Source organism: Paraburkholderia sp. GAS32, from assembly GCF_050434225.1.
GTDB lineage: Bacteria > Pseudomonadota > Gammaproteobacteria > Burkholderiales > Burkholderiaceae > Paraburkholderia > Paraburkholderia madseniana.
Genome location: NZ_JBNPVS010000019.1, coordinates 118,613 through 143,150, shown reverse-complemented (window position 1 = coordinate 143,150; position 24,538 = coordinate 118,613). Strand labels below are relative to the sequence as shown.

General features: G+C 56.5%; 18 protein-coding genes and 1 pseudogene. 14 read left to right on the top strand and 5 right to left on the bottom strand.

Translation table 11 applies throughout. From position 1 onward, the window contains the following. Positions 1 to 56 precede the first annotated feature (56 nt). The 7 genes from P3T25_RS23080 to P3T25_RS23050 all read left to right on the top strand — a co-directional run bounded on the left by P3T25_RS23080 (position 57) and on the right by P3T25_RS23050 (position 9,466). The gene (locus P3T25_RS23080; RefSeq protein ID WP_154558701.1) at positions 57 to 806 is read left to right on the top strand and encodes a DUF2889 domain-containing protein; all 750 of its coding nucleotides are present in this window, start codon (positions 57 to 59) and stop codon (positions 804 to 806) included. Further along, positions 803 to 1,972, top strand: coding sequence for an ADP-forming succinate--CoA ligase subunit beta (gene sucC / locus P3T25_RS23075; protein ID WP_120303042.1), 1,170 nt, complete (start codon positions 803 to 805; stop codon positions 1,970 to 1,972). The genes P3T25_RS23080 and sucC overlap by 4 nt, the downstream gene beginning before the upstream one ends. Positions 1,973 to 2,100: 128 nt before the next feature. Continuing rightward, entirely contained in the window at positions 2,101 to 2,982 is an 882-nt protein-coding gene (sucD, locus tag P3T25_RS23070) for a succinate--CoA ligase subunit alpha (protein ID WP_030101039.1), read from the top strand. Between the two features lie 145 nt (positions 2,983 to 3,127). Then, positions 3,128 to 3,832 carry a TerC family protein gene (locus tag P3T25_RS23065; protein WP_154558700.1) on the top strand — a complete coding sequence of 235 codons (705 nt, stop codon included), beginning with the start codon at positions 3,128 to 3,130 and terminating at the stop codon, positions 3,830 to 3,832. A 249-nt stretch (positions 3,833 to 4,081) separates the two neighbouring features. Continuing rightward, positions 4,082 to 4,711 (top strand): pilin, encoded by a 630-nt coding sequence (locus tag P3T25_RS23060; RefSeq protein WP_429359035.1) that lies wholly within the window; start codon positions 4,082 to 4,084, stop codon positions 4,709 to 4,711. A 1,138-nt stretch (positions 4,712 to 5,849) separates the two neighbouring features. Beyond that, positions 5,850 to 7,556 (top strand): group II intron reverse transcriptase/maturase, encoded by a 1,707-nt coding sequence (ltrA, locus tag P3T25_RS23055; protein WP_429359034.1) that lies wholly within the window; start codon positions 5,850 to 5,852, stop codon positions 7,554 to 7,556. Positions 7,557 to 7,681: 125 nt separating this feature from the next. After that, on the top strand, positions 7,682 to 9,466 hold the full coding sequence (locus P3T25_RS23050) for a PglL family O-oligosaccharyltransferase (RefSeq protein ID WP_408517152.1): 1,785 nt from the start codon (positions 7,682 to 7,684) through the stop codon (positions 9,464 to 9,466). 60 nt (positions 9,467 to 9,526) lie between these two features. Here the strand turns inward: P3T25_RS23050 and moaC are convergent. From moaC to P3T25_RS23025, 5 genes and pseudogenes are all read right to left on the bottom strand, one after another. Beyond that, positions 9,527 to 9,622: pseudogene (gene moaC, locus P3T25_RS23045) on the bottom strand (cyclic pyranopterin monophosphate synthase MoaC); the annotation flags it as partial. A gap of 373 nt (positions 9,623 to 9,995) precedes the next feature. Continuing rightward, complete coding sequence (locus P3T25_RS23040; protein WP_429359033.1) at positions 9,996 to 10,664, bottom strand: DUF2290 domain-containing protein; 669 nt, start codon at positions 10,662 to 10,664, stop codon at positions 9,996 to 9,998. Next, on the bottom strand, positions 10,661 to 12,802 hold the full coding sequence (locus tag P3T25_RS23035; RefSeq protein WP_429359032.1) for a DEAD/DEAH box helicase: 2,142 nt from the start codon (positions 12,800 to 12,802) through the stop codon (positions 10,661 to 10,663). The genes P3T25_RS23040 and P3T25_RS23035 overlap by 4 nt, the downstream gene beginning before the upstream one ends. A 1,522-nt stretch (positions 12,803 to 14,324) precedes the next feature. After that, entirely contained in the window at positions 14,325 to 15,236 is a 912-nt protein-coding gene (locus P3T25_RS23030; RefSeq protein WP_429359031.1) for an HNH endonuclease, read from the bottom strand. 72 nt (positions 15,237 to 15,308) lie between these two features. Beyond that, positions 15,309 to 16,244 carry a restriction endonuclease gene (locus tag P3T25_RS23025; RefSeq protein ID WP_429359030.1) on the bottom strand — a complete coding sequence of 312 codons (936 nt, stop codon included), beginning with the start codon at positions 16,242 to 16,244 and terminating at the stop codon, positions 15,309 to 15,311. Between the two features lie 223 nt (positions 16,245 to 16,467). Between P3T25_RS23025 and P3T25_RS23020 the strand changes: the two genes are divergently transcribed. From P3T25_RS23020 to P3T25_RS22990, 7 genes are all read left to right on the top strand, one after another. Further along, complete coding sequence (locus tag P3T25_RS23020; protein WP_429359029.1) at positions 16,468 to 17,034, top strand: recombinase family protein; 567 nt, start codon at positions 16,468 to 16,470, stop codon at positions 17,032 to 17,034. A 25-nt stretch (positions 17,035 to 17,059) separates the two neighbouring features. Continuing rightward, the gene (locus tag P3T25_RS23015) at positions 17,060 to 17,875 is read left to right on the top strand and encodes a hypothetical protein (RefSeq protein WP_429359028.1); all 816 of its coding nucleotides are present in this window, start codon (positions 17,060 to 17,062) and stop codon (positions 17,873 to 17,875) included. A 91-nt stretch (positions 17,876 to 17,966) separates the two neighbouring features. Further along, complete coding sequence (locus P3T25_RS23010) at positions 17,967 to 18,638, top strand: hypothetical protein (protein WP_429359027.1); 672 nt, start codon at positions 17,967 to 17,969, stop codon at positions 18,636 to 18,638. After that, positions 18,638 to 20,632, top strand: coding sequence for an AAA family ATPase (locus P3T25_RS23005; RefSeq protein ID WP_429359026.1), 1,995 nt, complete (start codon positions 18,638 to 18,640; stop codon positions 20,630 to 20,632). The genes P3T25_RS23010 and P3T25_RS23005 overlap by 1 nt, the downstream gene beginning before the upstream one ends. Positions 20,633 to 21,181: 549 nt before the next feature. Beyond that, entirely contained in the window at positions 21,182 to 21,535 is a 354-nt protein-coding gene (locus P3T25_RS23000; protein WP_429359025.1) for a hypothetical protein, read from the top strand. After that, on the top strand, positions 21,532 to 22,173 hold the full coding sequence (locus P3T25_RS22995) for a hypothetical protein (protein WP_429359024.1): 642 nt from the start codon (positions 21,532 to 21,534) through the stop codon (positions 22,171 to 22,173). The genes P3T25_RS23000 and P3T25_RS22995 overlap by 4 nt, the downstream gene beginning before the upstream one ends. 443 nt (positions 22,174 to 22,616) lie before the next feature. Beyond that, positions 22,617 to 24,434, top strand: a complete 1,818-nt coding sequence (locus tag P3T25_RS22990) for a hypothetical protein (RefSeq protein WP_429359023.1) — start codon at positions 22,617 to 22,619, stop codon at positions 24,432 to 24,434. Positions 24,435 to 24,538 lie beyond the last annotated feature (104 nt).

Here is a 24,538-nt window from a genome sequence, read left to right as displayed (position 1 = left end):
CAAATACCCAGTATGCTAAAATTCGTGGGTTTTCCAATCCGGCCTTTCCTTCCCGCATGCCGCTCTCCCCGCCAGTATCCCGTCAGTTGCGCCATCGTCGCGCAATCAGAGCGGAAGCCTATGAGCGAGCCGATGGCCTGTGGGATGTGGAAGCGTGCTTGACCGACGAAAAACCGCGCGATGTGGTGCTTGCGTCGGGCGTCCGGCCCAATGGTCAGCCGATCCATGAACTCTGGCTTCGCATCACCATCGATCGCAAGCTCAACGTCGTCGACGCCGAAGCGTCGTCCGACTGGGTGCCCTATCCAGGCTTGTGCCAGGCCAGCAATCCCGCCTACCGTGCCCTCATCGGGCTCAATCTGTTCCACAACTTCCGTCGCGATGCTGCCCGTTTGCTGGCCGGCACGGCTGGCTGCACGCATCTCACCGAGTTGTGCGCGCTTTTGCCGACCGCCGCAATCCAGGCGTTCGCCGGCGACGTGTGGAACACCAATGAAGACACGCCGGGCGCAGCGGCGAGTTCCGGGACCGAGCAGTCCAGAAGCAAAGACAGCACAGACGAGCATTCCAACAACAAACCGCCATTCCAGTTGGGACGCTGCCACGCGCTGCGTTTCGACGGCGAGGCGGTGCAACAGTTTTATCCGCGCTGGTATGGCCGCGCTCCGTATACAGCGGATCGCGCGGCATCGTCAGGCGACGGGGCAGCCCGCCAGACAGGTGAGGGCGGCAACGCGTCCGGCATGAACGACGGCAGCGGAAACGAAGTTCAATCCAACTCTCAGACTGAAGGGAATCACGCATGAAGATTCACGAGTACCAGGGTAAGGAAATCCTGCGGAAATTCGGCGTCGCGGTACCGCGCGGCAAGCCGGTCTTCTCGGTGGATGATGCGGTCAAGGCCGCGGAAGAGCTCGGCGGCCCGGTATGGGTCGTGAAGGCTCAGATCCACGCGGGTGGCCGTGGCAAGGGCGGCGGCGTGAAAGTCGCCAAGTCGCTGGAGCAGGTTCGTGAATTCTCGAACCAGATCCTCGGCATGCAGCTCGTCACGCACCAGACCGGTCCGGAAGGCCAGAAGGTGAATCGTCTGCTGATCGAAGAAGGCGCTGACATCAAGAAGGAACTGTATGTCGGCCTCGTGATCGATCGCGTTTCGCAGAAGATCGTCGTGATGGCATCGAGCGAAGGCGGCATGGACGTCGAAGAAGTCGCGGAAAAGACGCCTGAGCTGATCCACAAGATCGCCGTCGACCCGTCGACCGGTCTGAAAGACGCTGAAGCCGACGAGCTCGCAACGAAGATCGGCGTGCCCGCCGCTTCGCTGCCGCAAGCGCGCGCGATCCTGCAAGGCCTGTACAAGGCATTCTGGGAAACCGACGCATCGCTGGCCGAAATCAACCCGCTGATCCTGACCGGCGACGGCAAGGTCATCGCGTTGGACGCGAAATTCAACTTCGATTCGAACGCACTGTTCCGTCATCCGGAAATCGTCGCGTATCGCGATCTGGACGAAGAAGATCCGGCTGAAGTCGAAGCGTCGAAGTTCGACCTCGCCTACATCTCGCTCGACGGCAACATCGGCTGCCTCGTGAACGGCGCTGGCCTCGCAATGGCAACGATGGACACCATCAAGCTGTTCGGCGGCGAACCGGCGAACTTCCTGGACGTGGGCGGTGGCGCCACGACCGAGAAGGTCACGGAAGCGTTCAAGATCATGCTGAAGAACCCGAACCTGACCGCGATTCTGGTCAACATTTTCGGCGGCATCATGCGCTGCGACGTGATCGCGGAAGGCGTGATCGCGGCGTCGAAGGCCGTGTCGCTGAAGGTGCCGCTCGTCGTCCGCATGAAGGGCACGAACGAAGACCTCGGCAAGAAGATGCTCGCTGAATCCGGTCTGCCGATCATCGCGGCTGACAGCATGGAAGAAGCGGCTCAGAAGGTCGTCGCGGCCGCTGCGGGCAAGGCGTAAGCCAAACCCCGAGCGCGCGTTTACCAGGATTACGAATGGCGGCGCGTGAGTGGCGCAACAGCGACGCGGGCGAGAACATTCCGCTTCGCGGCGCCACCGCGTGACGCCAAACGAACAGAGGTCAATACATGTCGATTCTGATTAACAAAGACACCAAGGTCATCACGCAGGGCATTACCGGCAAGACCGGTCAGTTCCATACGCGTGCTTGCCGTGAATATGCAAACGGCCGCGAAGCGTACGTTGCAGGCGTGAACCCGAAGAAGGCCGGCGAAGATTTCGAAGGCATTCCTATCTACGCTAGCGTCGCTGAAGCCAAGGCTGAAACGGGCGCGACCGTGTCGGTGATTTACGTTCCGCCGGCAGGCGCTGCTGCTGCCATCTGGGAAGCCGTCGAAGCCGACCTGGATCTCGCAATCTGTATTACGGAAGGCATTCCTGTCCGTGACATGATCGAGCTCAAGGCACGCATGCGCGCAAAGAACAGCAAGACGCTGCTGCTCGGACCGAACTGCCCGGGCACGATCACGCCGGACGAACTGAAGATCGGCATCATGCCGGGTCACATCCACCGCAAGGGCCGCATCGGCGTCGTGTCGCGTTCGGGCACGCTGACGTACGAAGCAGTCGGCCAATTGACGGCAATCGGCCTCGGCCAATCGTCGGCAGTCGGTATCGGCGGCGACCCGATCAACGGTCTGAAGCACATCGACGTGATGAAGATGTTCAACGACGATCCGGAAACGGACGCCGTCATCATGATCGGCGAAATCGGCGGTCCGGACGAGGCGAATGCTGCTGAGTGGATCAAGGACAACATGAAGAAGCCGGTGGTTGGCTTTATCGCTGGTGTTACGGCGCCTCCGGGCAAGCGCATGGGCCACGCCGGCGCGCTGATCTCGGGCGGTGCGGACACGGCCGAAGCCAAGCTGGAAATCATGGACGCATGCGGTATCAAGGTTACGAAGAACCCGTCGGAAATGGCGCGTCTTCTGAAGGCGATGCTGTAAAAACAAAATTCGCGCGCAGTCATGGCGCGTTTTTGATACGCTTACGAAACCCTTTCGTGAGCAGGCAGTCCTAAAAAGCGGGGGAGTCTAGACTCCTCCGCTTTTTTATTGCCCGCGCGTCCGATTCCTTCTTATTCTTTTGCTCATGCTCGAGTTCTTCGCCACGCTCCATTGGGGCGCAGTCATCCAGATCATCGTCATCGACATCCTGCTGGGTGGTGACAATGCTGTCGTGATAGCGCTCGCCTGCCGTAACCTGCCGCCTGCGCAGCGTACGAAAGGCGTGCTGTGGGGTACGGCCGGCGCCATCGTGCTGCGCGTCGCGCTGATTGCGTTCGCCGTGGCACTGCTCGACGTGCCGTTGCTGAAATTCGCCGGCGGCCTGTTGCTGCTGTGGATCGGCGTGCGTCTGATGGCGCCCGCGCATGATGTCCACGAGAACGTCAAACCGGCCGACAAGCTGATGTCGGCGATCAAGACCATCATCATCGCGGATGCCGTGATGAGTCTCGACAATGTGATCGCGATTGCCGGCGCGGCCGAAGCGGCCGACCCCGAGCATCGCCTTGCGCTGGTGATTTTCGGGCTGGTGGTGAGTATTCCGCTGATCGTGTGGGGCAGTCAGTTGGTGCTGAAGCTGCTCGACCGCTTTCCGATCGTCATCACGCTCGGCGCTGCTTTGCTGGGCTGGATCGCGGGTGGTCTGATCATCAACGACCCGGCCGGCGATCGCTGGCCGGTTCTGGATTCGCCGGTGGCCGAATACGGTATGAGCATCGCCGGTGCGCTGTTCGTTGTGATCCTCGGTTATCTACTCAAGCGTCGCAACGCGAATCGTGCGGCGGCTTGACTCCGAGCCTGAGTCTGAGTCTCAGTCGAGCGTCGCGGCACACGCCGCGTGGCGGGCTGGACCCGAACCTGAGGCATGAGCGGACTCGCGCAATGCGAACCGCACGCCGCCCCGAGCTGACCTGAACACCACCGTGCCAGCGCAACGTTAGCCATTCGGCTGACTGTGTCGAACGCGCGCCGCTGGCTACGATTGAAACGCCTGTCCCCGATTCGAGGGGCAGGCGTTTTTCGTTTCAGGAGCCTGCCGATGACCGTTACTTTGCCGTATTCCCCTTTTTCACAGTCCACGCCTTCGCCACGGAACGCGTTCGAACGAGCGCGCTGGAGCGTGCCGCTCGCACGTGCCTGCCGCCGTTTCGGTTCCGGTTTCGGCTTTACGCTGATCGAGCTGATGATCGTGCTGGCAATTGTCGGCGTGATCGCCGCCTATGCGATTCCGGCGTATCAGGACTATCTGGCCCGCAGCCGCGTCGGTGAGGGCCTCTCGCTGGCTGCATCCGCGCGGCTTGCGGTGTCCGAAAACTCCGCGAGCGGCAATGCGTTCGGCGGCGGGTATGCGTCGCCGCCTGCCACCCGCAATGTCGAATCCGTTCACGTCGACGACGATACCGGGCAGATCACCGTCGCCTTCACGACGCGCGTCGCGCCTGCCGGGTCGAACACGCTGACTCTGGTGCCATCGGTGCCGGACAATGCCGACGCACCGACTGCGCGAATCGCCTTGAGCAAGGGCGCGGTACAGGCGGGCGCGGTCACTTGGGAATGCTTCGCCGGCGGGAAAACCGCCTCTTCGTTGCCTGCGCCAGGTGCCGGGCCCGCACCAGCCGATACGCCTTCCTTACCGTCGAACCTTGCACCGCCGGAGTGCCGCGCGTAAGCAATGGGGTGGAAGATCGGGTGAGTTGTTATCCGAACGTAAAACGCTGATTTTCGGGATATTTCAGCCCAGCCGGCGCACAGCAGGAGAATTTTTTTGTATAGTGCGCCGGTTGGTGCGACACGCACGCTCGTGTCCGTTCGCTCACGTTACGAGCATCGACTGCAGTAGATGTGCTTTAGGCCTCCTCGGGGGCGATTTCTAGTAGCTGAGTGTGTGGTCCTTCGGGACTACGCCCCATCTTTTTTGTGAAGCGTGACCCGGGCTTGTCCAGCCGGAGGATCGCATTGTATTGACCTGATTACCGTCAGGCCCCGCCCAGTCAGCGGCTTCATCTCCGCCGACCAGGCGGGATGTCGTGTGCAATTCCTGTGCTTTCAACAGCAACGGATTCGCAAACCGATACGAGCGAAAGCTCGGTGTGTCATTGTTTTGCCTCGCCTGATGTCCGGGTGAGGAAGTGAACCTGCTGTACGACCAGCAGTAGCCTAGGAAGACATGCGTCACTGGTAACGGTGGGGTGTGAAGCTGTTCTGACAATGTAGCCCCCGGACGTTTCGGGCAGATCGGTTCCGTGAGGAACGGTCTGGAGACTCCCAGCAGCAAGGGGGTTGAGGAGCTAGGCTGGCTGATAAGGTTAACGTAAGTGAACTGCTGATAAACCTCGTAAGCACTGAGGAGCCAAAGCTGCTTGAACATTGGGCTCTAACCAAAAGGTACGTGGCTGGTTAATCCGCTCAACCGTCGGGTTACGTCGTCACTTAGCCACCGGGGAAGAGGCAGAACCTACGTCAGTCGTGTGACATGCCGGGAACGTGGTAAGCCTGTATGGTTGCCGGCGCAGTAAGGCTGGCAGGCGAACCGCAAGGGACGCTGTTGATTGTGCAGGTATGGGAGGACGGAAAAAGCGAAAGCCGGGCTGTAATGGTTCGGATAGGGGTTGGAACATCACCCCACGCGAAAGCGGGCAGACTTCCGTCTGGTCTACCGTCGCAAGACGGCTGACTACCCTCGGTAACTTGGTCAGATGCAGGCGCATGCGCCTGCATTGAGTTTTGTTGTCCCCCAGCGGGGTGTATCTACCCCGCTGGGGGAGATGCGCCTTCTGTCTGGGGACTTTTCCAGGTAGGAGAGCAGCATGAAAGTATCTGGTCGAAAGACCGGATCTGCGCTTTCCCACGCGCCGGACAACTGGCACGCCGTAGATTGGCGACGAGTTGAGCGGAACGTGCGAGGGATGCAGATTCGAATTGCGAAGGCGACGCGGGAAAGTGACTGGCGCAGGGTGAAAGCCCTGCAACGGATGCTGACCCGCACGTTGTCCGCAAAGCTGTATGCGGTGCGACGTGTTACGCAGAACCAGGGTGCGCGAACGGCTGGAGTCGATCGCGAGCTATGGGATTCGCCTGAAAGCCGATGGCTTGCTGTCGGTAGGTTGAAGCGGCACGGATATAAGCCTCTGCCTTTACGGAGAGTCTTTATCCCCAAGGCCAATGGGAAGGAGCGCCCTCTGGGCATCCCGACCATGCGGGACAGGGCGATGCAAGCCTTGTATCTGCTGGCCTTGGAGCCGGTAGCAGAGTCGACGAGTGACCCGAACTCGTATGGGTTCAGGCTCAACCGTTCGACGGCTGACGCCATGTCCCAGATTTTCGTTGTCATGGCCCGTCGCAGTTCATCGCAATGGGTACTTGAAGCGGACATTAAAGGATGCTTTGACCACATCAACCACAAGTGGCTGGAAAACAATGTCCCGATGGACGGGGTGATCCTTCGCAAATGGTTGAAGGCTGGCCTGATTTACAAAGGGCAGCTACAGGCGACAGAGGCCGGTACGCCGCAGGGAGGCATCATTTCCCCGACGCTGGCAAACGTGACGCTGAACGGGCTGGAACGTGAACTGATTGCGCACCTCGGTGCGAAATTTGGGATCGGGAAAGCGAAGAAGCTGAAAGTAAATGTGGTGCGATACGCGGACGACTTCGTCATCACCGGCGACTCGAAAGAGATGCTGGAACGCGAAGTCAGGCCTTGGATAGAAACCTTCCTTGAAGTACGGGGATTGCAACTATCGGAGGAGAAGACCCGGATCGTTCACATTGACGAAGGCTTTGATTTCCTTGGGTGGAATTTCCGGAAGTATTCGGGAACGCTGCTCATCAAGCCAAGCAGGAAGAACGTGCAGACGTTCTATCGCAAGGTGGCGGATACGATCAGCGGTCACAAAGCGGTAAAGCAGGAGGAGTTGATCCGATTGCTGAATCCGATGCTACGAGGCTGGGCGCAATATCACAGCCCCGTGGTAGCCAAGCAGGCGTATAGCCGCATGGAGTCGTTGGTGTTTTACAGGCTCTGGCGGTGGTCGAAGCGGAGGCATCCAAACAAGAACGCGGAGTGGGTGAAACGGAAGTACTTTCATTCGCTCGGCAATCGGCATTGGGTGTTCGCCGCTCCCGTAGTTCAAGAGGACGGCAGCAAGGGTCTGCTTGAGCTGTACCAGATCAGCGGTACGGACATCAGGCGCCACAGGAAGGTCAAAGGGGAATTCAATCCTTTTGATCCATTGTGGGAGCAGTACAGCGAGCAATTGCGGCAGGATCGCATGGAGTATTCAATGCGCTATCGCAAGCAATGGGTGGCGCTGTACAAATCACAGGGCGGGTTGTGCGCGCACTGTGGTTGGGCTCTGACGAACGAGACCAGTTGGCACGATCATCATCTGGAATATCGGATGCATGGCGGAACCGACGCTCTGTCCAACAGGGTTTTGCTGCACCCCGACTGCCACCGGCAGGTACACGTTGGTAAACTTGCGGTAACTAAGCCGGCTCCGTCGTTGCACTGACGGGGCTTTGTAAACGAAATATGTAGGCTTGAGCCGTATGCGGGGAAACTCGCACGTACGGTTCTTAGGGGGCCCCTCTTCCGCAAGGAAGGGGGGCTACCCTACCTGACGCCTCCGGTTACTCGATGCCCACCCCATTTGCGCGCTACCTGTCTCTCATTCTGTTGGCTCTCGCGTTGGTGCTGCCTTACGCAGTCGCCAACCACACGTATCCGATTCCGACCTTCTACGCTGAATTCACGGCGCTCGCGCTGTATCTGCTGACGGGCGCGGGCGTCGTGCTGCTGGTGTGGACGGCGAGGCCGCGCGTGACGTTTGCGTCGCCCGTTGTCGCGCTGGTGCCGTTGCTGTTCGGGCTCGTGCTGGTGGCGCAGTCGGTGCTACTGCCGGTTTCGCAGCCGTCGATGAACTGGCTCGGCGGCGGTTACCTGCTCGCCGCATTCATGGCGACGCACGCCGGCTACGGTTTCACACGCGCCAAGCTGAATGAGACAGCACTGCGCTGGGCAGCGGGGGCATTGATCGTCGGTGGTCTGTTTGCGGTGTTTTGCCAGGTGATCCAATTGTTTCACCTCGAGGTGCGCGTGTCGCCGCTGGTCGTCGCCTACAACGTGACCGTCGAGCGCCGGCCGTTCGGCAATATGGCGCAGGCGAACCACCTTGCCACCTATATCGCATTCGCGACGGCGAGTGCGCTGTTCCTCGTGCAAACGCGCCGCATTGCCGTCAGCATCTGGCTGCTCGTATCGACGATCTTCGCCATTGGGCTTGCGCTGACCGTGTCGCGTGGCCCCTGGCTGCAGATGGGCGTGATCGTGGTGGCGGGTTTCTGGATGGCCTTCGCGCAGACGCGCAGTCAGCCGCATCTTCGCCGCAGCAATCGCGAATGGCTGATTCCGATCGCGTTGGCGGTGCTGTTCTTCGTCATCAATGCATTGATCCGCTGGGCCAATGTGCGCTATCACCTGGAGCTTGGGCAGTCAGCGGCCGAGCGCTTCAAGGACGCCGGCCAGATCGCGCCGCGCTTGGCGCTCTGGAAGTACGGCTGGACGATGTTCAAGGCGCATCCGCTGCTGGGTGTCGGCTGGGGCGAGTTTCCGAGCTACCAGTTCGAGTATGTGAGGTCGCTGGGTGGTGTCGAGATCGCCAATAATTCGCACGACATCTTCATCGACCTGCTCGCGAAAACCGGCTTGATCGGCCTCGCGATCGTGCTGTTCGGCCTGATCACGTGGCTGGTGCGCGTGGTCCGCGCGCCGCAGAGCGCTGCGCGCGTGTTCGGCATTGCGCTGATCGGCGTGCTGGTCATGCATGCGCTGGTCGAGTATCCGCAGCAGTACATGTTCTTCCTGCTGCCGGCGATGTTCGTGTTCGGCTTGCTCGAGACACGGCCGCTGCGGCTCGTGCCTGGCCGCCTGTCGTTCGGCGCGTTCGTGGTGATCGTGTTCGGCGGGCTGGCTGCGCTGTATCCGGTGTACAAGGACTACGCGCGTGCCGAGGTGCTGTATTACGGCTCGCGTCCGGCAGAGCAGTATCGTGCGGATCCGTCGTTCCTGTTCCAGGCCTGGGGCGAGTACGGCCTTGCGACGTTGGAGCCGATGAATTCGATGAACTTGCAACACAAGCTCGCCATGCACAAGCAGGCGATTGCGCTGCTGCCAGGCGAAACCGTGCTGCGCCGGTATGCGGTGCTGCAGGCACTGAGCGGTGATCCAGCGGGAGCGTTCGACACCGTCGAGCGTCTCAAGATCTTTGCTCAGGAGTTGAATGACTGGCCGTCGCAGTTGGCCTACGTGTATGAGCTGTGCGACGAGCAGAAGACGCTGACCGGCTTCAAGGCGGAACTGGTCAAGCGCTATGGCATGCCGCCAGGCGACGTCAATCAGGACGACGACAGCGAGGATGATTGAGCCGCGCTGTCGTTCTGTGGCCTTAGTAGCAGTAGAGCGGGGCGATGACGTTCGCAGTCATCAACCCGCGACCCAATCCCCCGACTTCCCGCCGTGCTTCTCCAGCACTTTCACATCGGTGATCGTCATTCCGCGATCCACCGCCTTGCACATGTCTGGATGCCGTTCATAGCCTTGCGTGACGGTCTTATAAATCAATGACTTGTAGCCTACGATTTGTTCGATCTTGACCAAAATGGTTAATGAATTTGGACAGCGTGTGGACAGGACTTGGACAACAATCCTGACTACGCCTGTCGCAACTTTACCTGACCGTCTTGGTTCACGGTAGATGAAGTGGTGCGCGGAAGACGCCATCTTGCGATGGATTCCGGCACACGAACCGAAGCGCGGCGACGTACTGCACAGGCACTACGTCAGTCTGAGCGCCGGGGATGTTACTGAATCGCTAGAAACTATTCAAACCGCACTGACCGCGCTTTTTTTACTTGCAGGTTAGACCGGTTTGGTTGGTCAACGGAACAACATTCTAAGCGCCACCAGTTAGCCGAAGGTGCGGTATGGCCTCTTCAGACCTGTGAATATTGTTCGGGAAGCTGGTCTCCGCAATTCCAAGCTCACCCGCTGCGTTTGACGCCGTAGCATATAAGCTTCTTAGAATGAATTTCACAAAGACAATCGGAGATAACGGAGCGCTGACTGGAATGCGGCAATTCTTGTATTGTCCCAAAGTTAAATGAGATTTGGGATGTGAGATAGCTTTGAAAATTTCATCATTACTGTCGAAATCAAAGCGGATGGGAAAGGCCACCACGTTTTTGGACAAAATATCTGCGTAAATCTCGTCATCCTCATAAATCTCAGGGTCATTCTGATACGCTTCTAAAGACGGAGATGGAAAATAAGCGAGTCGATGGGACGAGATTATTTCATTTTTGAAGCTATAAAACATCTGAATAAGTGCGCCGTCCATCATGCGTACATTAAATGCGCCCGCTTGATCAAGTGCGGTGTATATTTCCTTATATGAAATATTCTTCAATGAAATGCTGAGATCAAGTTCGGCCTTAAGCCCTATCTGAGTAACTCCTTCAGGGTAATCTCGAATTGAAGGATAATTTTGTTCATCAACAAAGCTCAGACTGATTAATTTTCCGGTAATGTTGCTGATCTGTCTGAATACCTCTTGAGGGTTCAATTCGGTTTCCCCCGGAGCAGTCGTTCCAGTTTTTCGCGAAGCTCTTCTGGCAGGTCCTCAGGATTGGTATCGCCCGTTTCGATTGATCCAATTAAATCAGAGAGATTCCGAACGCGCTGCTTAAGAGCGTTAAGTTCCTGTTCAGACCGGTCCCGATTGATGATTTTGAGATTATTACGTTGTGCTGAGGTCGGGTACGTAAAATCGAGTTTAAAATTATGTTCGGCAACTTGCGCAAATTCGTCCTTAAGCGCAACCATCCTCGACCCGTAACCGGAGACGCGTACCCACGCCTTGCTGCGTGTAATTGCGGTGAATAATCGGCTGCGCGCCGTCGCCAATTCAGATGGGAAATAAGAGGTAAAGCAGTCTTGCGCATTAATTACGTAGACCATCGCCGCTTCATTCCCTTTGGCACGAAAGATGCCTGTGAAGGTAACGACGTTGGGTTGAAAAAACACGTCACGGGAATTGGTCACTCCCGCAATGCTTGAGTTAATGCCGCGTTCGAAAAGTTTGGCGCGGGCGGCACCGACAACCCTTTTGGTTTTTATCGGGTCCGGGTTTATGACGATAATGTCTTCCGGCTGTAATTCTTCTTCTCGAATGTTCTTCTCAATCGAATTCACAAGCCATTCCGTTTGAGCCTCGTCTGACTCGAATGAGGAAAACTGAATTAGGTCGTCAATAGGGGAATGCGCTTCCAAGAACTGCGGGCTGGTTCGCTCCGTGCGCTCAAGGACAACATGCGCCCCGTCCTCAAGTTCACCCTCTGCAACCCGGTAGCCAACTTCAAGCCACAACGACGAATCATCGAATATCTGAACCAAACCCGCACTCTCACGGTACACACCAAAGCCCAGGGCGTGTGCAGTCGCTAGAACCGGGCGCGAATTACGGTAGCAAACATCTAGCGTGATGTCTTGGCGTGGTTGCCCCGGTCTATGGGGGCCGAAAACGACAAGTGGTTGACCGCTTGTGTCGTTTCCAAAGATTTTCTCTGGCGACGGGAGCGACGTTTCAGTAAGGCTTTGCAATTCGTCGTAGGCATATACTATCCGTTTGGGTTTGCGCAGCAAGGAATGACAGATGCGCAAAAATTCAGACGAAAAATCCTGTGCCTCGTCAACGAGGATCACATCATAAATCTCAGCGCGTTTGGTGGTTTGACTTAGAGCGCTCTTGCAAGCGTCGCCAAAAGGGTCTTTGCCGCCAAAGGTGTCCTTTGCGCTCCCGAAATCGAAATAGGTTGCACCGTTTTCCAAGCAGAAGCGGTAGTAGATACCATCGTCGCTCGTACCGGCTGGCGATCCCCACGCGTGGATTATGTCGATGTTTGACCAGTCTGGTTCTTCGTTTGTTTGCTCAATCGCAAAGTTGTTGATTAACTTGCGAAATTGATCCTTCAAAGATCGTGTGTTGAACGTGACCGCGATCTTCCAATCTGGATGCTGGGCGTGAAGGTACGCTACCTTCAACGCAAGAACAATGGTTTTACCGGAGCCAGCGAGGCCGCGTAGCCTTTGCACGCCATCAACCGTCTCAATCACGGCTTCGCTTTGACGGCTATCTAGATTCGCAATCGAATCTTCGAGGCGTCGTACTTTTGCGCCGCGAGACTCGGAGTTCAGGGCAGGGGGTCTGCGACGACCCTTGCGAATTGTCGAGATGGCCTGAATTACCGAGGCGAGGGCATCATACAGTTCCGGTTCTTTCCAATGAATTGCGGCCACTTCGGCCAAAAGACCATCATCGTTAACAAGCGGATAGTCCGGTGTTCGATATTGCGCGATGTTGGTAATCGCTGGCGCGTATGTGATCACCGAAAGCTCAACACCCAATCTCCTGCCTTTGGTCAAGCTTGGGTATTGAAACAATTTGGCCGTCAGTTTGTTGAAAGTCTCGTCCTGCATAGAAGTGAAAGAATCGAGATTCTTCCCTTCGACGAGATTGAATGCGACCAAACCTCTCGTCGGACTCAGTAACACCGCGTCCAGTGGAAAAGCGCCTTCGGGCGTGCCGATAATCGGGTACCCGATGTAAAGGGTACCATCGAGCGTTAGATCGCCCTCTAACAGTTCGGACAGTCGCTGCGCGGCAGCCGGTTTGCGAGTGGTACCCCAAATTGTCGTGATCATCTAACGCCTGCGAGAAAATTCGTGTTGTCAGCATTCTACGGGGTCGGCCAGTACATTCCTACCTAGCCGCATGGCCGAATGTCCCGACAACACGCTGGACTGTATCGGGGGAAGTTTGCGAGTCAGGGTTTCACCATTGCCCGACTGACGGAGTTTGGAGTGGGTGGTATGGTTCTCCGCAGTAACCGACTGCCATCGCAACGGTATTGGACGTTGTCAGTCTGCAATCCGACACCGTGGCGACTGTTGGCGACGCGTACTGGTTGGCGATGGTTCGGCCTAGCGCATAGCTGCGACCATTGCACTGTAGGACTGTCGGGACCATCGATAGTGACTGTTGCAGGCAGCGGATGACGTAATGCATTCGACTGTCAGCGAATGTCACGGCTTTGAGCGACTGTCGGCGTCTGTGGCGAATGCCAGCGTCTGTGGCTATGTCAGCGTCTGTCACTAATGCAGCCCATGCAGCCAATGTCAATGACCGTCGCGATCAGTACTGTAGGCGACTGTTTGGATCGGCGGTGGTCGGTTCGCACTGTGCGTTCATTGTTGCACAGTCAGGTGCGACTGTTGGCGACGGGCTGAATGGTGCCGTTGACCATCGAGTTCAATTGGCCGAATGCATGCAATTGGCGCTGACTGTTGGCCCACTAGACTGTGGGCCATTGTCTGCACTGTGCCAGTGCTAGGACGACTGTTCGTCAACTGTAGCAACGATTGCAGCGAGACCGATTTGCACTGTCCCGACCATTGCAGGCTGGCGACTTCGGACTGACGGCGCACTGTGGATGGCAGCGCGACTGTTGGGACCCGCACCTTGGATGGTGCATTCGACTGTGCAGATGGCAGCCACAGTCGATTACATAGGGCAGCGGAATGTCAGTCGCATTGACGTGAACTGTCAGGCACCGTTGTCGGATGTTGATTGCATTGAAGGCGGCACCGCGAATAGTGCTGGCTGTAGCCGCCGCGACTGTAGGCAATGAATTTCACAGGATCACGACAGTCGGTACAGCCGCACCAATGGTCCGGTGCAATGGAGCGACCGTTGGCGCATCCACGGTCATTGCAATGCACGGTCGCATTCATCGGACGGTGTTTCAATGGTGGCACTGACTGTTATGCCGCGACTGAAGCAATGGATCGTACCGGGCCGACAGTGGAGACGGTCCGCTCAATGGTCGGCCAACGGCGGGATTGGCGGATGGCCGACTGTCGGGCAGTTGATGGCACCGAAGGATACGCCGGATGCACTGACGGCGTGATTGGCCCGCAATGGTCGGCGGCCATCATTGCCAACGCCGACTGTCGTTCAGTAGTCGGTTGCATTGGTGCGGTCTCCATTGCGATTGAAGCACTGTTGCTGCCAATCGTGGCGGCGCTTCAATGGTCCCGCCGACTGTTGCGCCCGCGACTGTTGCCGGCTGATGCGCGATGGCGCTGTCAATAAGTAATATGACCGTGAGGGCCATTGACCATTTGCAATGGATCGGACAGCAAAAGTGATCGCGATAAATCGCACCTAGAAGTCCTTTTTTAGAGTCTCAAGTCGGCCGTAAACACGTTCCTCATTATATCCGCTAGATTTTAGAAAATTTCTGAGCGTCATGTTACGCTTCATGAGATTGCAGCCTGCGCACACAAATACAAGATTTCTCTCAGAGGAATTCCCTCCTTTGGAAACGGGGTAAATGTGATCGAGGTGTGCGTTGGCATCGCCTAACTTTCCGTCGCAATAGGGGCAGACATCAATCAGGGAAAGCTGCTTCGATAGGCTTCGCCTTAGCCCCTGAGCTTGTCTCCTTTTTTCGCTCTCGTTCAGCGCTGCCCGTGCTTTCAACTCACTTGTGCGAGTCTTATTTTCATTAATTTTATTCTGATGTTTTTCGATCAACGCATCTAGTTCGGAAACGTTCAGGCGCAGAAAGTCCACTGTGATTTTTTGTCCGCCAATGATGAGTGTAGTACTTGGCCTAGGTTCACGCGGAAGGGAATCCAATCGTTGGTGTTCAGACGGCGGCTGCCGGTCGTACACCTCGCCCAAGCGCCGTCTTACATTTTCTATTTGTTGAATTATGCCTCGTGCGGGTTGTGGGTCGTAGTGTCCTCCCTCGAATTGAATGGATGCCATCAATTGCCTTTTGATAAAGCCAACGCTGTGACTATCCAAAAGTTTCATTAATCTCTGGAGTTCAGTTGTCAATGGTGCGATATTTTGACGCTCCCACCGTTCCATTCTCAGGCTCGCGGCCGAATTTGAGGCAGATACCTTTTCATTTTCTGCGTAGACCTGCTTTAACTTGACGGCGTATGCGTTTGTTTTTTCTAAATAGGCGTTGTGGCCCTTCTTGATTTTCTTTAGTTCCTCTAGTGGCACACCATCAAGTTTATTCAATACCTGAAGTCTGTTTTTTCTCGGTGAATAAACGTACATGACTTTCCCCGTGCGAGTTGGATTTAAAACCGTTAGCGCCATCGACGGAACTCTCGGGCGCTACGTGGGCGTTCAACTATCGCCTTCAAAATAGTCAGAATCGATCTTCTTTATGTCGAAGGTGCTGACGGTCGAAACACCGACGTTGTGATCCACCATCAACTTAACCAGTTGTTCGCCGTCCACAAGGATAATTTTTGACGCGATGACGCCCGCGTATTCCTTCGCTTCGCGGCTGAACGTGGATGTGGTGATGAAGACGCCCTTGTTCGCTCGTTGTCCCTGCAAGGCACCCGCGAACTTCTGTATTTCTGGGCGTCCCACGGTGTCTTCCCATCGCTTCGCTTGAACGTAGATCACGTCCAAACCGAGTTTGTCTTCCTTGATGGTGCCGTCAATGCCGCCGTCACCGCTGCGCCCGATGACGCTCCCCGCGTCTTGGCGGGAACCGCCGTATCCCATCGCCACCAGAAGATCGATCACTAACCTTTCAAAAAAACTTGGGGTCGAAGATTTGACTTGGTCCAGCAACTCGGTTTCGAGGCTGATCCGCAGTCGCTGATATGCCTGTGCAAACGATTCTTCGGGCGTTGATTCGTCAATTTTAGGCATGGTTACGCCGGGCTGCGACACCGGCACGTCCGTGGCCTGCACTTCACTGCTCTTCTTTTGCCGGAACGCAACGAATTCTGGGTATTCGTCGAGGGTGCTGTTATCTATTCGTCCGGGATTTTTCGCAAGCAGCGCTCTACCGCGTTCAGTGATATTGAAGTAGCCGCGCTTTCTGGATTCGACTACACCCGCTTGCTTCAAGTATGTTCGCGCCCAGCCTACGCGATTGTCGAACACTGGGGCCGTCCCGCTGGGAAGGAGCGTGTTACGTTCCTCGTCAGTAAGCTGATATTCGTCGGCGAGGGTCTCGACTACGTTGCGGAACCGATGTTCTTGACCATCGGCGACTGCACGCAGGACGGGCAGCATCAGGGTTTGGTAGTCGGGTATCGGCATGGCTGTAGTTAATCGTTCTGTAGTTCGCGTTGCATGCTACCGGACCACGACACAAATTTCATCCTTACAGTCAGTGGCGCGTCTTCGTCGCCGTTCCATCGGAAATCGACCGTTTGCTAACAGTCGCTGGACGCATATCATACGACCGTTGGAAAAATAGGGTTGACGATTTGTAACGCCGCTTGGTATCCTGGCACCCTTTTCCAACGGTCCGGGGCGATGAATGGCGATCTTCGGGTATGGCAGGGTCAGCACAAGAGAGCAGACGACAGAAAATCAACGGCTTGAAATCGAAGCCGCAGGGTACACGGTCGATTACTGGTTCACGGACGATGGAATCAGTGGGAAGACGCATGCGACTCAGCGTCCGCAGTTCATGGCGATGCTAGACAAGGTCAGGGATGGTGAGTCGCTCGTTGTGACGAAACTTGATCGGTTGGGCCGCGATGCCGAAGACGTGTTGCGGACCGTGCGGACACTGGCGGAACGGAAGATCGAAGTCATCGTGCTTCAACTTGGCAAACTTGATCTCGGGTCATCTGCCGGAAAGCTGATGCTGACCATGTTGGCGGCAGTGGCAACGATGGAGCGTGATCTGCTGATCGAGCGCACGCAAGCTGGTCTGGCGCGGGCCAAGGCTGAAGGAAAGTCGCTCGGTAGGCCGACCAAGACGACGCCAGCGCAGCGCGAAGAGATGAAGGCGAAGTACGTGGCGGGTGAAACGATTAGTGCGCTGGCGCGGACCTATGGCATCTCGCGGGCCAGTGTGCTAGCGGTGGTGAATCCGTAGATCGCAGCAACAGGACTACGCAGACATGCAAGTGAACGTAGCAAGATCCGACTTTCTTACATTTTCCGAACTGGCCGACAGATGGGGCTATTCCGCCGCATACTTGCATGACCTGATTCGAACGGGCCAGATCGTTCCGTCAGTCGCGCTGACAGATCAAGAGCGTTATGTGGGTGGGCGGTTCAGCGGCGGGTATTTCGTTGGAGACGTTGACAACGCACGGCATCAAAGCTACGCCGAATACTACGTTGGCACCGTTTTCGGTAACGACGACCACTACGAGAATCGACCTCAGTGCGACAGGGTGGTCTTTTGCCATTGCCCTGTTGACGATCCGGCTGGCGGCTACTCCTTTCAGTTTGTCAGCGAAAATGCCGATCCCGGTCAGGCGGCGAAATGGTTCTATCTGGACCATGCGGCACGAATTGGCAGCGTTGACGGAGAACGACGCTTCCGCTTCATATGGTCCGAAGTCGAACGGTTTGAGGCCGAACATACAGGGGACGACGGGCAGGCTAAAGACACGTCTTCGGCGATGGGGATGTCGGAAGATTCTAGGATCAATGCGCAAGAACTAGCGCCTGAGCATAGAGCGGTGCGACATACGACAAAGAATCGCATTCACCCGCTCGATGCAGAAATCGAGCGGGCTAGGAGGAATGCGCTTGATCCCGACGATACGAATGCTGTTTGGGTGGAAATTCTCAAACTTGCGGACTCGCAGGTAGGCTGTCTGCTTGGCGTCGATGATGGAGAGGTGAAGTACGACGCGAACGGTACGGTCAGGTTCTTCAAAAAACGAACTCTAGGGGAACGACTGCGGCGTGCTAACGCACGCTAAGACGTGTTAAGGCGCGGCAGTACGCGCATCTATCGGGGAAAATCGTCATGGCGGGCAGAATGTGAACTCCCTCAACAAACAAGGAATTCACATGCAAATCGCGCAAAATACAGTAATTGCCCCTTCCCCGAAAGGCTCCTATGTGTTCCATCGGCCCGACGACCAGTTCGGTCCAGCAGTGACGTATTCATGGTTCAAGAACAGAACCACCACCGTCCCGGAACGCGTGACTGAATCGTTCCAAGAATTGGCGATGCGATGCCGCGCTCCAGAGATCAGAGCGAAGAACGATGGCCCGACATTTTCGCCGTTCACGTTCGGGCATCGTCATTTTCACGAATACCACGCGCGAGAATGCAGCTTTCTCGCATTCAAGTTCGAGAAGGTCCGAGGTTGCACGCAAGCCGAAGACATTCTCGCCTGCGTTGGTGGTCTTGCATCCTTCTTGTATAGCACCCCCAACCACAGCGTGTCGGAGCAGCCGACCGGAAACTATCAGTTGATCGTCGCGCTTCGCACGCCGGTCCCAAAAGAGCATTTCAAGGTGTTCGCGATGAATTTTGCGACGCGGTTCTGCCGGTTGAGTGGAATCATCCACCCGGCCTACGCTTCATGGAATCAGCGAATTCAGTTTCCGTCTTGTCCCGGTTCGCGGGTACATGATTTCGTAGTAAAAGCCCAAGGCGGGCGAGCATACGACTGGCTGCCGGACTTTCTCGAACATCAAGCCCCGAAGTCATCCGCAATTGGTGGTATGCAGTGATGTCGGCGCTTTCTCTTCAACAAAAGCCAGAAGCTCTTCCAGTCAACTTCGATGGCATCCCGGCATTTCTGAAAGAGTGCCCGCAGTGGGTTCTGTGGCAATGGCATTATGATAGTGAAAGTGAACGTTGGACGAAGCCACCACGGCAATGCGATGGCCAATTTGCACGCACAAACGATCCCGGTACGTGGGCTACGTTCGACGCGGCTCATCGTGCATATCTCGACGGCGACTTCGACGGCATCGGCATTGTGCTTCGCGATGATCTCGTAGGTATTGACCTTGACCATGTTCTGGACGAAATCGGCGAACTTACACCGCTGGCTACCGAGATCGTCGAACGTTTTCGTGGCGCATACATGGAAAAGTCGCCAAGCGGCGACGGTCTGCACATTCTCAGCCTCGGAACCTTTGCGCGATTCGGCAAAGGCACTGAGCACAAGAATATTGAATGCTACGGTCAAGGCAGCAGCCGTTACTTCACGGTCACAGGTCATGAACTGAGCAACGGGGCTGAGATCACCGACCAGCCGGAAGCCCTTGACTGGCTGTACGAAGCGCATTTCCGCAAATCCACGGCGGCGGATGCGAAGCTGCCCACCGTTACCGATGGTGGCGTCGCCAAGATATTGGATGACGCGGTCATTCTGGCAAAAGTGGTGCAAGCCGGTGACGGAGAACGCTTCCGGAAACTGTATGACTACGGTGATTTCTCCGACTACCCAAGTCAGTCCGAAGCAGACCTCGCACTGGTAAACATGCTGGCCGGTGCGACGCAGGACTGCGAGACTCTGGACCGTCTGTTTAGGGTGTCGGAGCTATTCCGGCCTGAGAAGTGGGACAAATCACATACGGCTGACGGCCTGACCTATGGCCAGATGACCATCGCCAAGGCACTGACGGGCAAGAATGCGGCGAAGTCAGTTGAAGCTGCTGCACCCCGCACTGGCCAGTTCGTTCGCGCTGCCGATGCGATGGCCGAAACGCACACCGTTGAATGGCTGATCGACGGTATCATGGAACAAGGCACATCCTGCATGCTGTTCGGTGCATCGGGCAGCGGCAAGAGTTTCGTCGCAATTGATTGGTCGTGCTGCATTGCGACCGGCACTGACTGGCATGGTCAAGATGTCGAGCCGGGTGCCGTTTTCTACATCGTCGGTGAAGGTCAGAAGGGCTTTGGACGACGGCTGACGGCATGGCAGACGAAGAACAACGTGTCGTTGCAGACAGCACCGCTGTACCTATGGCAGTCTCCGATCCCGCTGTCTAGTGCCGAAAGTGTGAAGTGGCTTGCTGCTGAGATTGCGAAGGTCGCATCCCCGAATAATCCGCCGCGAATGGTCATCATTGACACACTGGCGCGGAACATCGGCAACGCGGACGAGAACAGCAATCGGGACATGGGGCTTCTCATGAATCTGCTTGATACTCACCTGCGCCTTCCTTTCAATGCATCGGTCGTCATCGTCCATCACTCAGGGAACGGTGACAGAGATCGGTTGCGTGGTGCATCCGGCCTCACTGGCGCAGTGGACTATGAATATCGCGTGGACCGGAAGGGCGATGTCCGTGCGTTGGTCTGCAAAAAGAACAAAGAAGGTGAAGAAGGCGAAGATCGTCAGTTTCGGATCGAGCGCATACCGCTTGACGGGAATATTTCGTCTGCTGCCCTTGTGATGCTCGATACGCCATCGAAGAACGCTGCCGGTGTGAAACTGCGTGCACCGTCAATTACGTGCCTATCTGTACTGAAAAGAATGACGGATGCCTGTGGTTTGGTTCCAAGCGATGAATTGAAGAAGGCCGTTGACATTGGCGCTCCGGGACTGGTGGTTCCGAAAGAGAAGTGGAAAGACGAATCAATCAGTGCTGGCATCAGCGCAGGTACGACCGACGATGCCAACCGCAGGGCGTTTGATCGTGCCTTTGACCAGTTGGTGAACGAGGCCAACCTTGTCGGAAGCCACGGCGACTACGTTTGGGCGAAGTGACTTCGGCGGACAACCGGACAGGCAAAAATAACCAGTTGTCCATCGATTTGGTCTTTGACCTAATCAGGACGGACAAGGACACACCCCTATAAAGGGGTGCCGGTCGTCCATAGGTGCGGATAGAAAATAATCTTTCTTCTTCTGTGGCCTAACAGAAATGGTTGCGCCCGTCCTGTCCGTCTTTCAAGTTCTGTTGGTCATGGCCGATTCACCGCGAAGCGGCGCGACCGAGGGAAGCGCTAGACCATGTGCCGCTGGTGCCGGACGGGTACCCGTCGCCGGTTTGCAGCATAGGCAGTTGACATTCGCCCGCCGCATTGGTAGCGTGTCGTTGCCCCGATTTGACAGATCAGCTTGCGGGGGCGTTACAAATACAGCTAAAGCGTGGACAAGAACCCGTTTTAGCGCAAGCTGAACGGGTTTTTTTGTTTCACGTCGCGGATTTAAAGCACAACTTGCAGCGCGACTCACAAATTCTGCTAAAGCGTCGCCATGCCTCTCTACCCCGAAGGCCGGTGATCGACGGAACCATCGGGGCAGGAGATCTAAATGGCACAGCCACTACTGGGCGTTCTGCCCTCTCTGGACAGCCTTTTTCATGGCTTCCTTTTTCAACTGAATGCACCTGAGAGTCACGTACTGCTGACCGGGCTTCCCGGTACGGTCCGTCCCGGTTCGTTTGTCTTTGCAAAACCGCGTGCAGAAGTGCGCGAAGCCATTTCCGCACGTTGCACCAACGGTGTCATTGGCGGATTTCGCATCATTCGTTCAGCGCACTGGATGAAGCAAGCCTTGCTTCCGGTGTATGCCTACGATGTACCGCACATTGTCAGCTTCTTTGCCGCCCTTCTTCCGTATGCCGAACATGAGCGATTCGAATCGAAGGGGAGGGGTGCGCAATGAAATCGCGATGCTCACGCTACCCCATCGGCAAACTGCTTCCGGATGTGATCGACAGGTCCGGTTTGGTCCCAAAGGATTTCTTTGCTGAACTTGGTTTCAAGAACTTCTCCAAGTCAGTTGAGCGGCTGGATTGCTGGCTTATACATGGCGACGGAAACCCTTTGCTGCTGGAAAGACTTCAATCCAGCCGGTTCGCCATCGACGAGAATCGGTTGACGGCGGTGATGGCCGAAAATGAGGTCTTGTTGCAGCGAGAGCGTGAGGCTATCGCCAAACGCGAGGAGGATGAAGCAAGAAATTCCTTCCGCCCTCACATAGAGGTCATCGCGGAATTGTCACGCCCGACCCAGATAACGATGTTTTGCCTCACTGGCGGGAATCGGCGATTCAACATCGGACTGCCTGACGATATATCGGCATGGCCTTGGGAAGATCAACTTGCCTATCTGAAACAGGTAGTACCGGAGAACTTTGCAAAAAACCAAGGCCGGACTTTCTTTACGGGGTCCATCGAGGGCTATCTGTACCGCCCAACATTCGATGGCGACCCAATCTGGTTAACCGTGACCGGCGAAATTGATACGCAAGGTGAGCCGATTTCGGCATCACGCTGTGTCGCATATCTTCGGTGGCATTGATCGGAGGCGAGACTACCGTCTGGCCTTCGATGGCAATGTGTTCCGACTGTGTGAAAGTCAGATTGCGGATGCCTTGGACCGGCTGCGCGGGTGTCTTTCACGCTCCGCTGATTACCGTGAATGCTGTGGGTGACGATGGTCGAACCACAGCATTTACTTCCTGAACTCACGTCAATTGCTACGACCGGGTATAGAAATCCCGCTGGCTGCCGTTAGCGTGCGTAACGACACGAATTGTGTCGGCATTCCGCAAATAAATCGATTCCAATAAAGACAACTTGAGTGCAAAGGTCTACATGAAACAAAAAAAAGCAGGACAGGTGAAATCGGGGCTTCGTCTCACAGCGGTCGCAGCTATTGCAGTATCGGTCTTGGCTGCATGCGGCGGCGGCGGATCAAGCAGCACGACCGCATCTACTACGAGTAATGCGACGCCAAGTTCGTTGGCCGGGACTGTTGCGGTCGGTGGCGCGATCTCTGGTGCAAACATCACGGTAATCGACGCCAATGGCAAGAGCGTCACGACGACCAGTGACGCATCGGGCAACTACTCGATTTCGCTGACCGGACTAACCGCGCCGTTGTTGATCGTCGCATCCGATCCGACCGGTGTGCATCCGGCGCTGGCGTCGGTTGTTGCCAGCATTCCTTCCGGCACGACTGCGCCCGTCATCGGAAACGTCACGACGCTGACGACGGCGGTCGCTGCGCTGCTGACGACCAGTGGCAACACCTTGGAATTGGCAGGCAGCGGAAGTCTGTCGTCGCTCGCGCAGACCGGTTCGGTCACGGCTGCCGTCGCCAAGTTGAATACCGCCCTGTCCAACATCCTGCCCGCGAATGGCATCAAGGCGGGTTCGTTCGATCCAGTCGGCACGATGTTCACGGCTAACCAGACCGGTGCCGACGCAGTGATCGATGCCGTACAGGTGGTTCCTGCGCCGAATGGCGGCACACAAATCATCTCGTCGGCGGCACCGTCGAGCGGTATCGCGTTGAACCAATCGACATCGGTATCGACACCGCTGGCCGCGCCACCGGCATCGGCGGCGTATCTGTCGCAAGTCATGACGGCGCTCACGCAGTGCCTTGCAGGAACGTCTTCGGCCTGCACGCAAGCCGTTGATGCCAACTACAAGGAAAACGGCTTTACCACCTTCGCGACCGCGCACCCGAAGATTGCTGCGACAGGCGTGACGATTGGGACGCCGCAGACCCTTGAATTCTTAACCGGCACTGGTGGTGTTCAGGAAGCACTGGTTTCGATCCCGTACACGACAACCGGTGGCGTCGCCGGTACGGAATTGACCGTCGTCCAGCAAACATCCGGTGGGGCTTGGGACATCATCGGAAACCAGCAGCAGTACAACGTCACCATCTCATCGTATCTGAGCCGCTGGCAGTTCCTTGATCCGAATGACGCGCAGTACAGCCGGTACGAATCTGGCCTGAATATCAGCATTCCGGTCGGTGGGCCGAATCCTGCGAACCTTGCTTCCGCTTCGGTAACGGGTCCGGGCATCAACGGTACTTTGTATCTTGTGCCGCGTACTGGTTCGGGGAACGGCAATCTCGCACTGACAACAAACGTGCAGACGGGTGTCCCCACTGGCGGTGTCACGTCGAGTTCGAATGCGAACACCTATCGATGGTCATGGCAGGCATTGCCCGGTGCGACTGGCACTTACAGCCCGCCGACCGGTAGACGCGGGTTCTATGCGCAGTCGCCGGTTGACTTGACCACGGTGCCGCAGTTCGCCAAGTACACGGTCACGTTCTATGACTCGACCGGGACGCAGATCGGCCAGCCGACGAGTGTTGTGAATAGCACGCCGCCGATAAGCGCGGCGGCGGGTGCTGGCGTTGCATGGCAGACCCTTGCGACCAGTGTGCAAAATGACTTTTTGACTCCGAGCGGCGCACTTGCGAGTGGACAATCGTCAGTTGGCCTTTCGTGGTCAAACATCGTTAACGGTCAGAACATCGCGCCACTAGTCTTGGCTACCCAGATTCAAGACAATCCGGGCACCGGCGTTACACCGCAAACCGAAGTCAATGGATTTTGGAATGGTCCCGCTTCGTTTGCTTCTTCAGGGCAGTACACATCATCAGTGACAGCCGGGATCGATCAATATGGCGTGCAGGAATGCAGCACAGCGTGTACGTTCCCTGCGCTACAAACCGGTGCGTCTCGCCTTGTGCAGTTGCGGTGGAGTGTCGGTCAAACGGAGTATGACAACAACTGGCGGTACATTGACTGAATGACCGTCGCGTGATGGACGGACGATTCGCGCATGACCGGCTGTCGCTTGGCTGGTGATGCCGGGTCGTCCGTTTTTCATTTTATTGGCGCGTTGCCCGTACC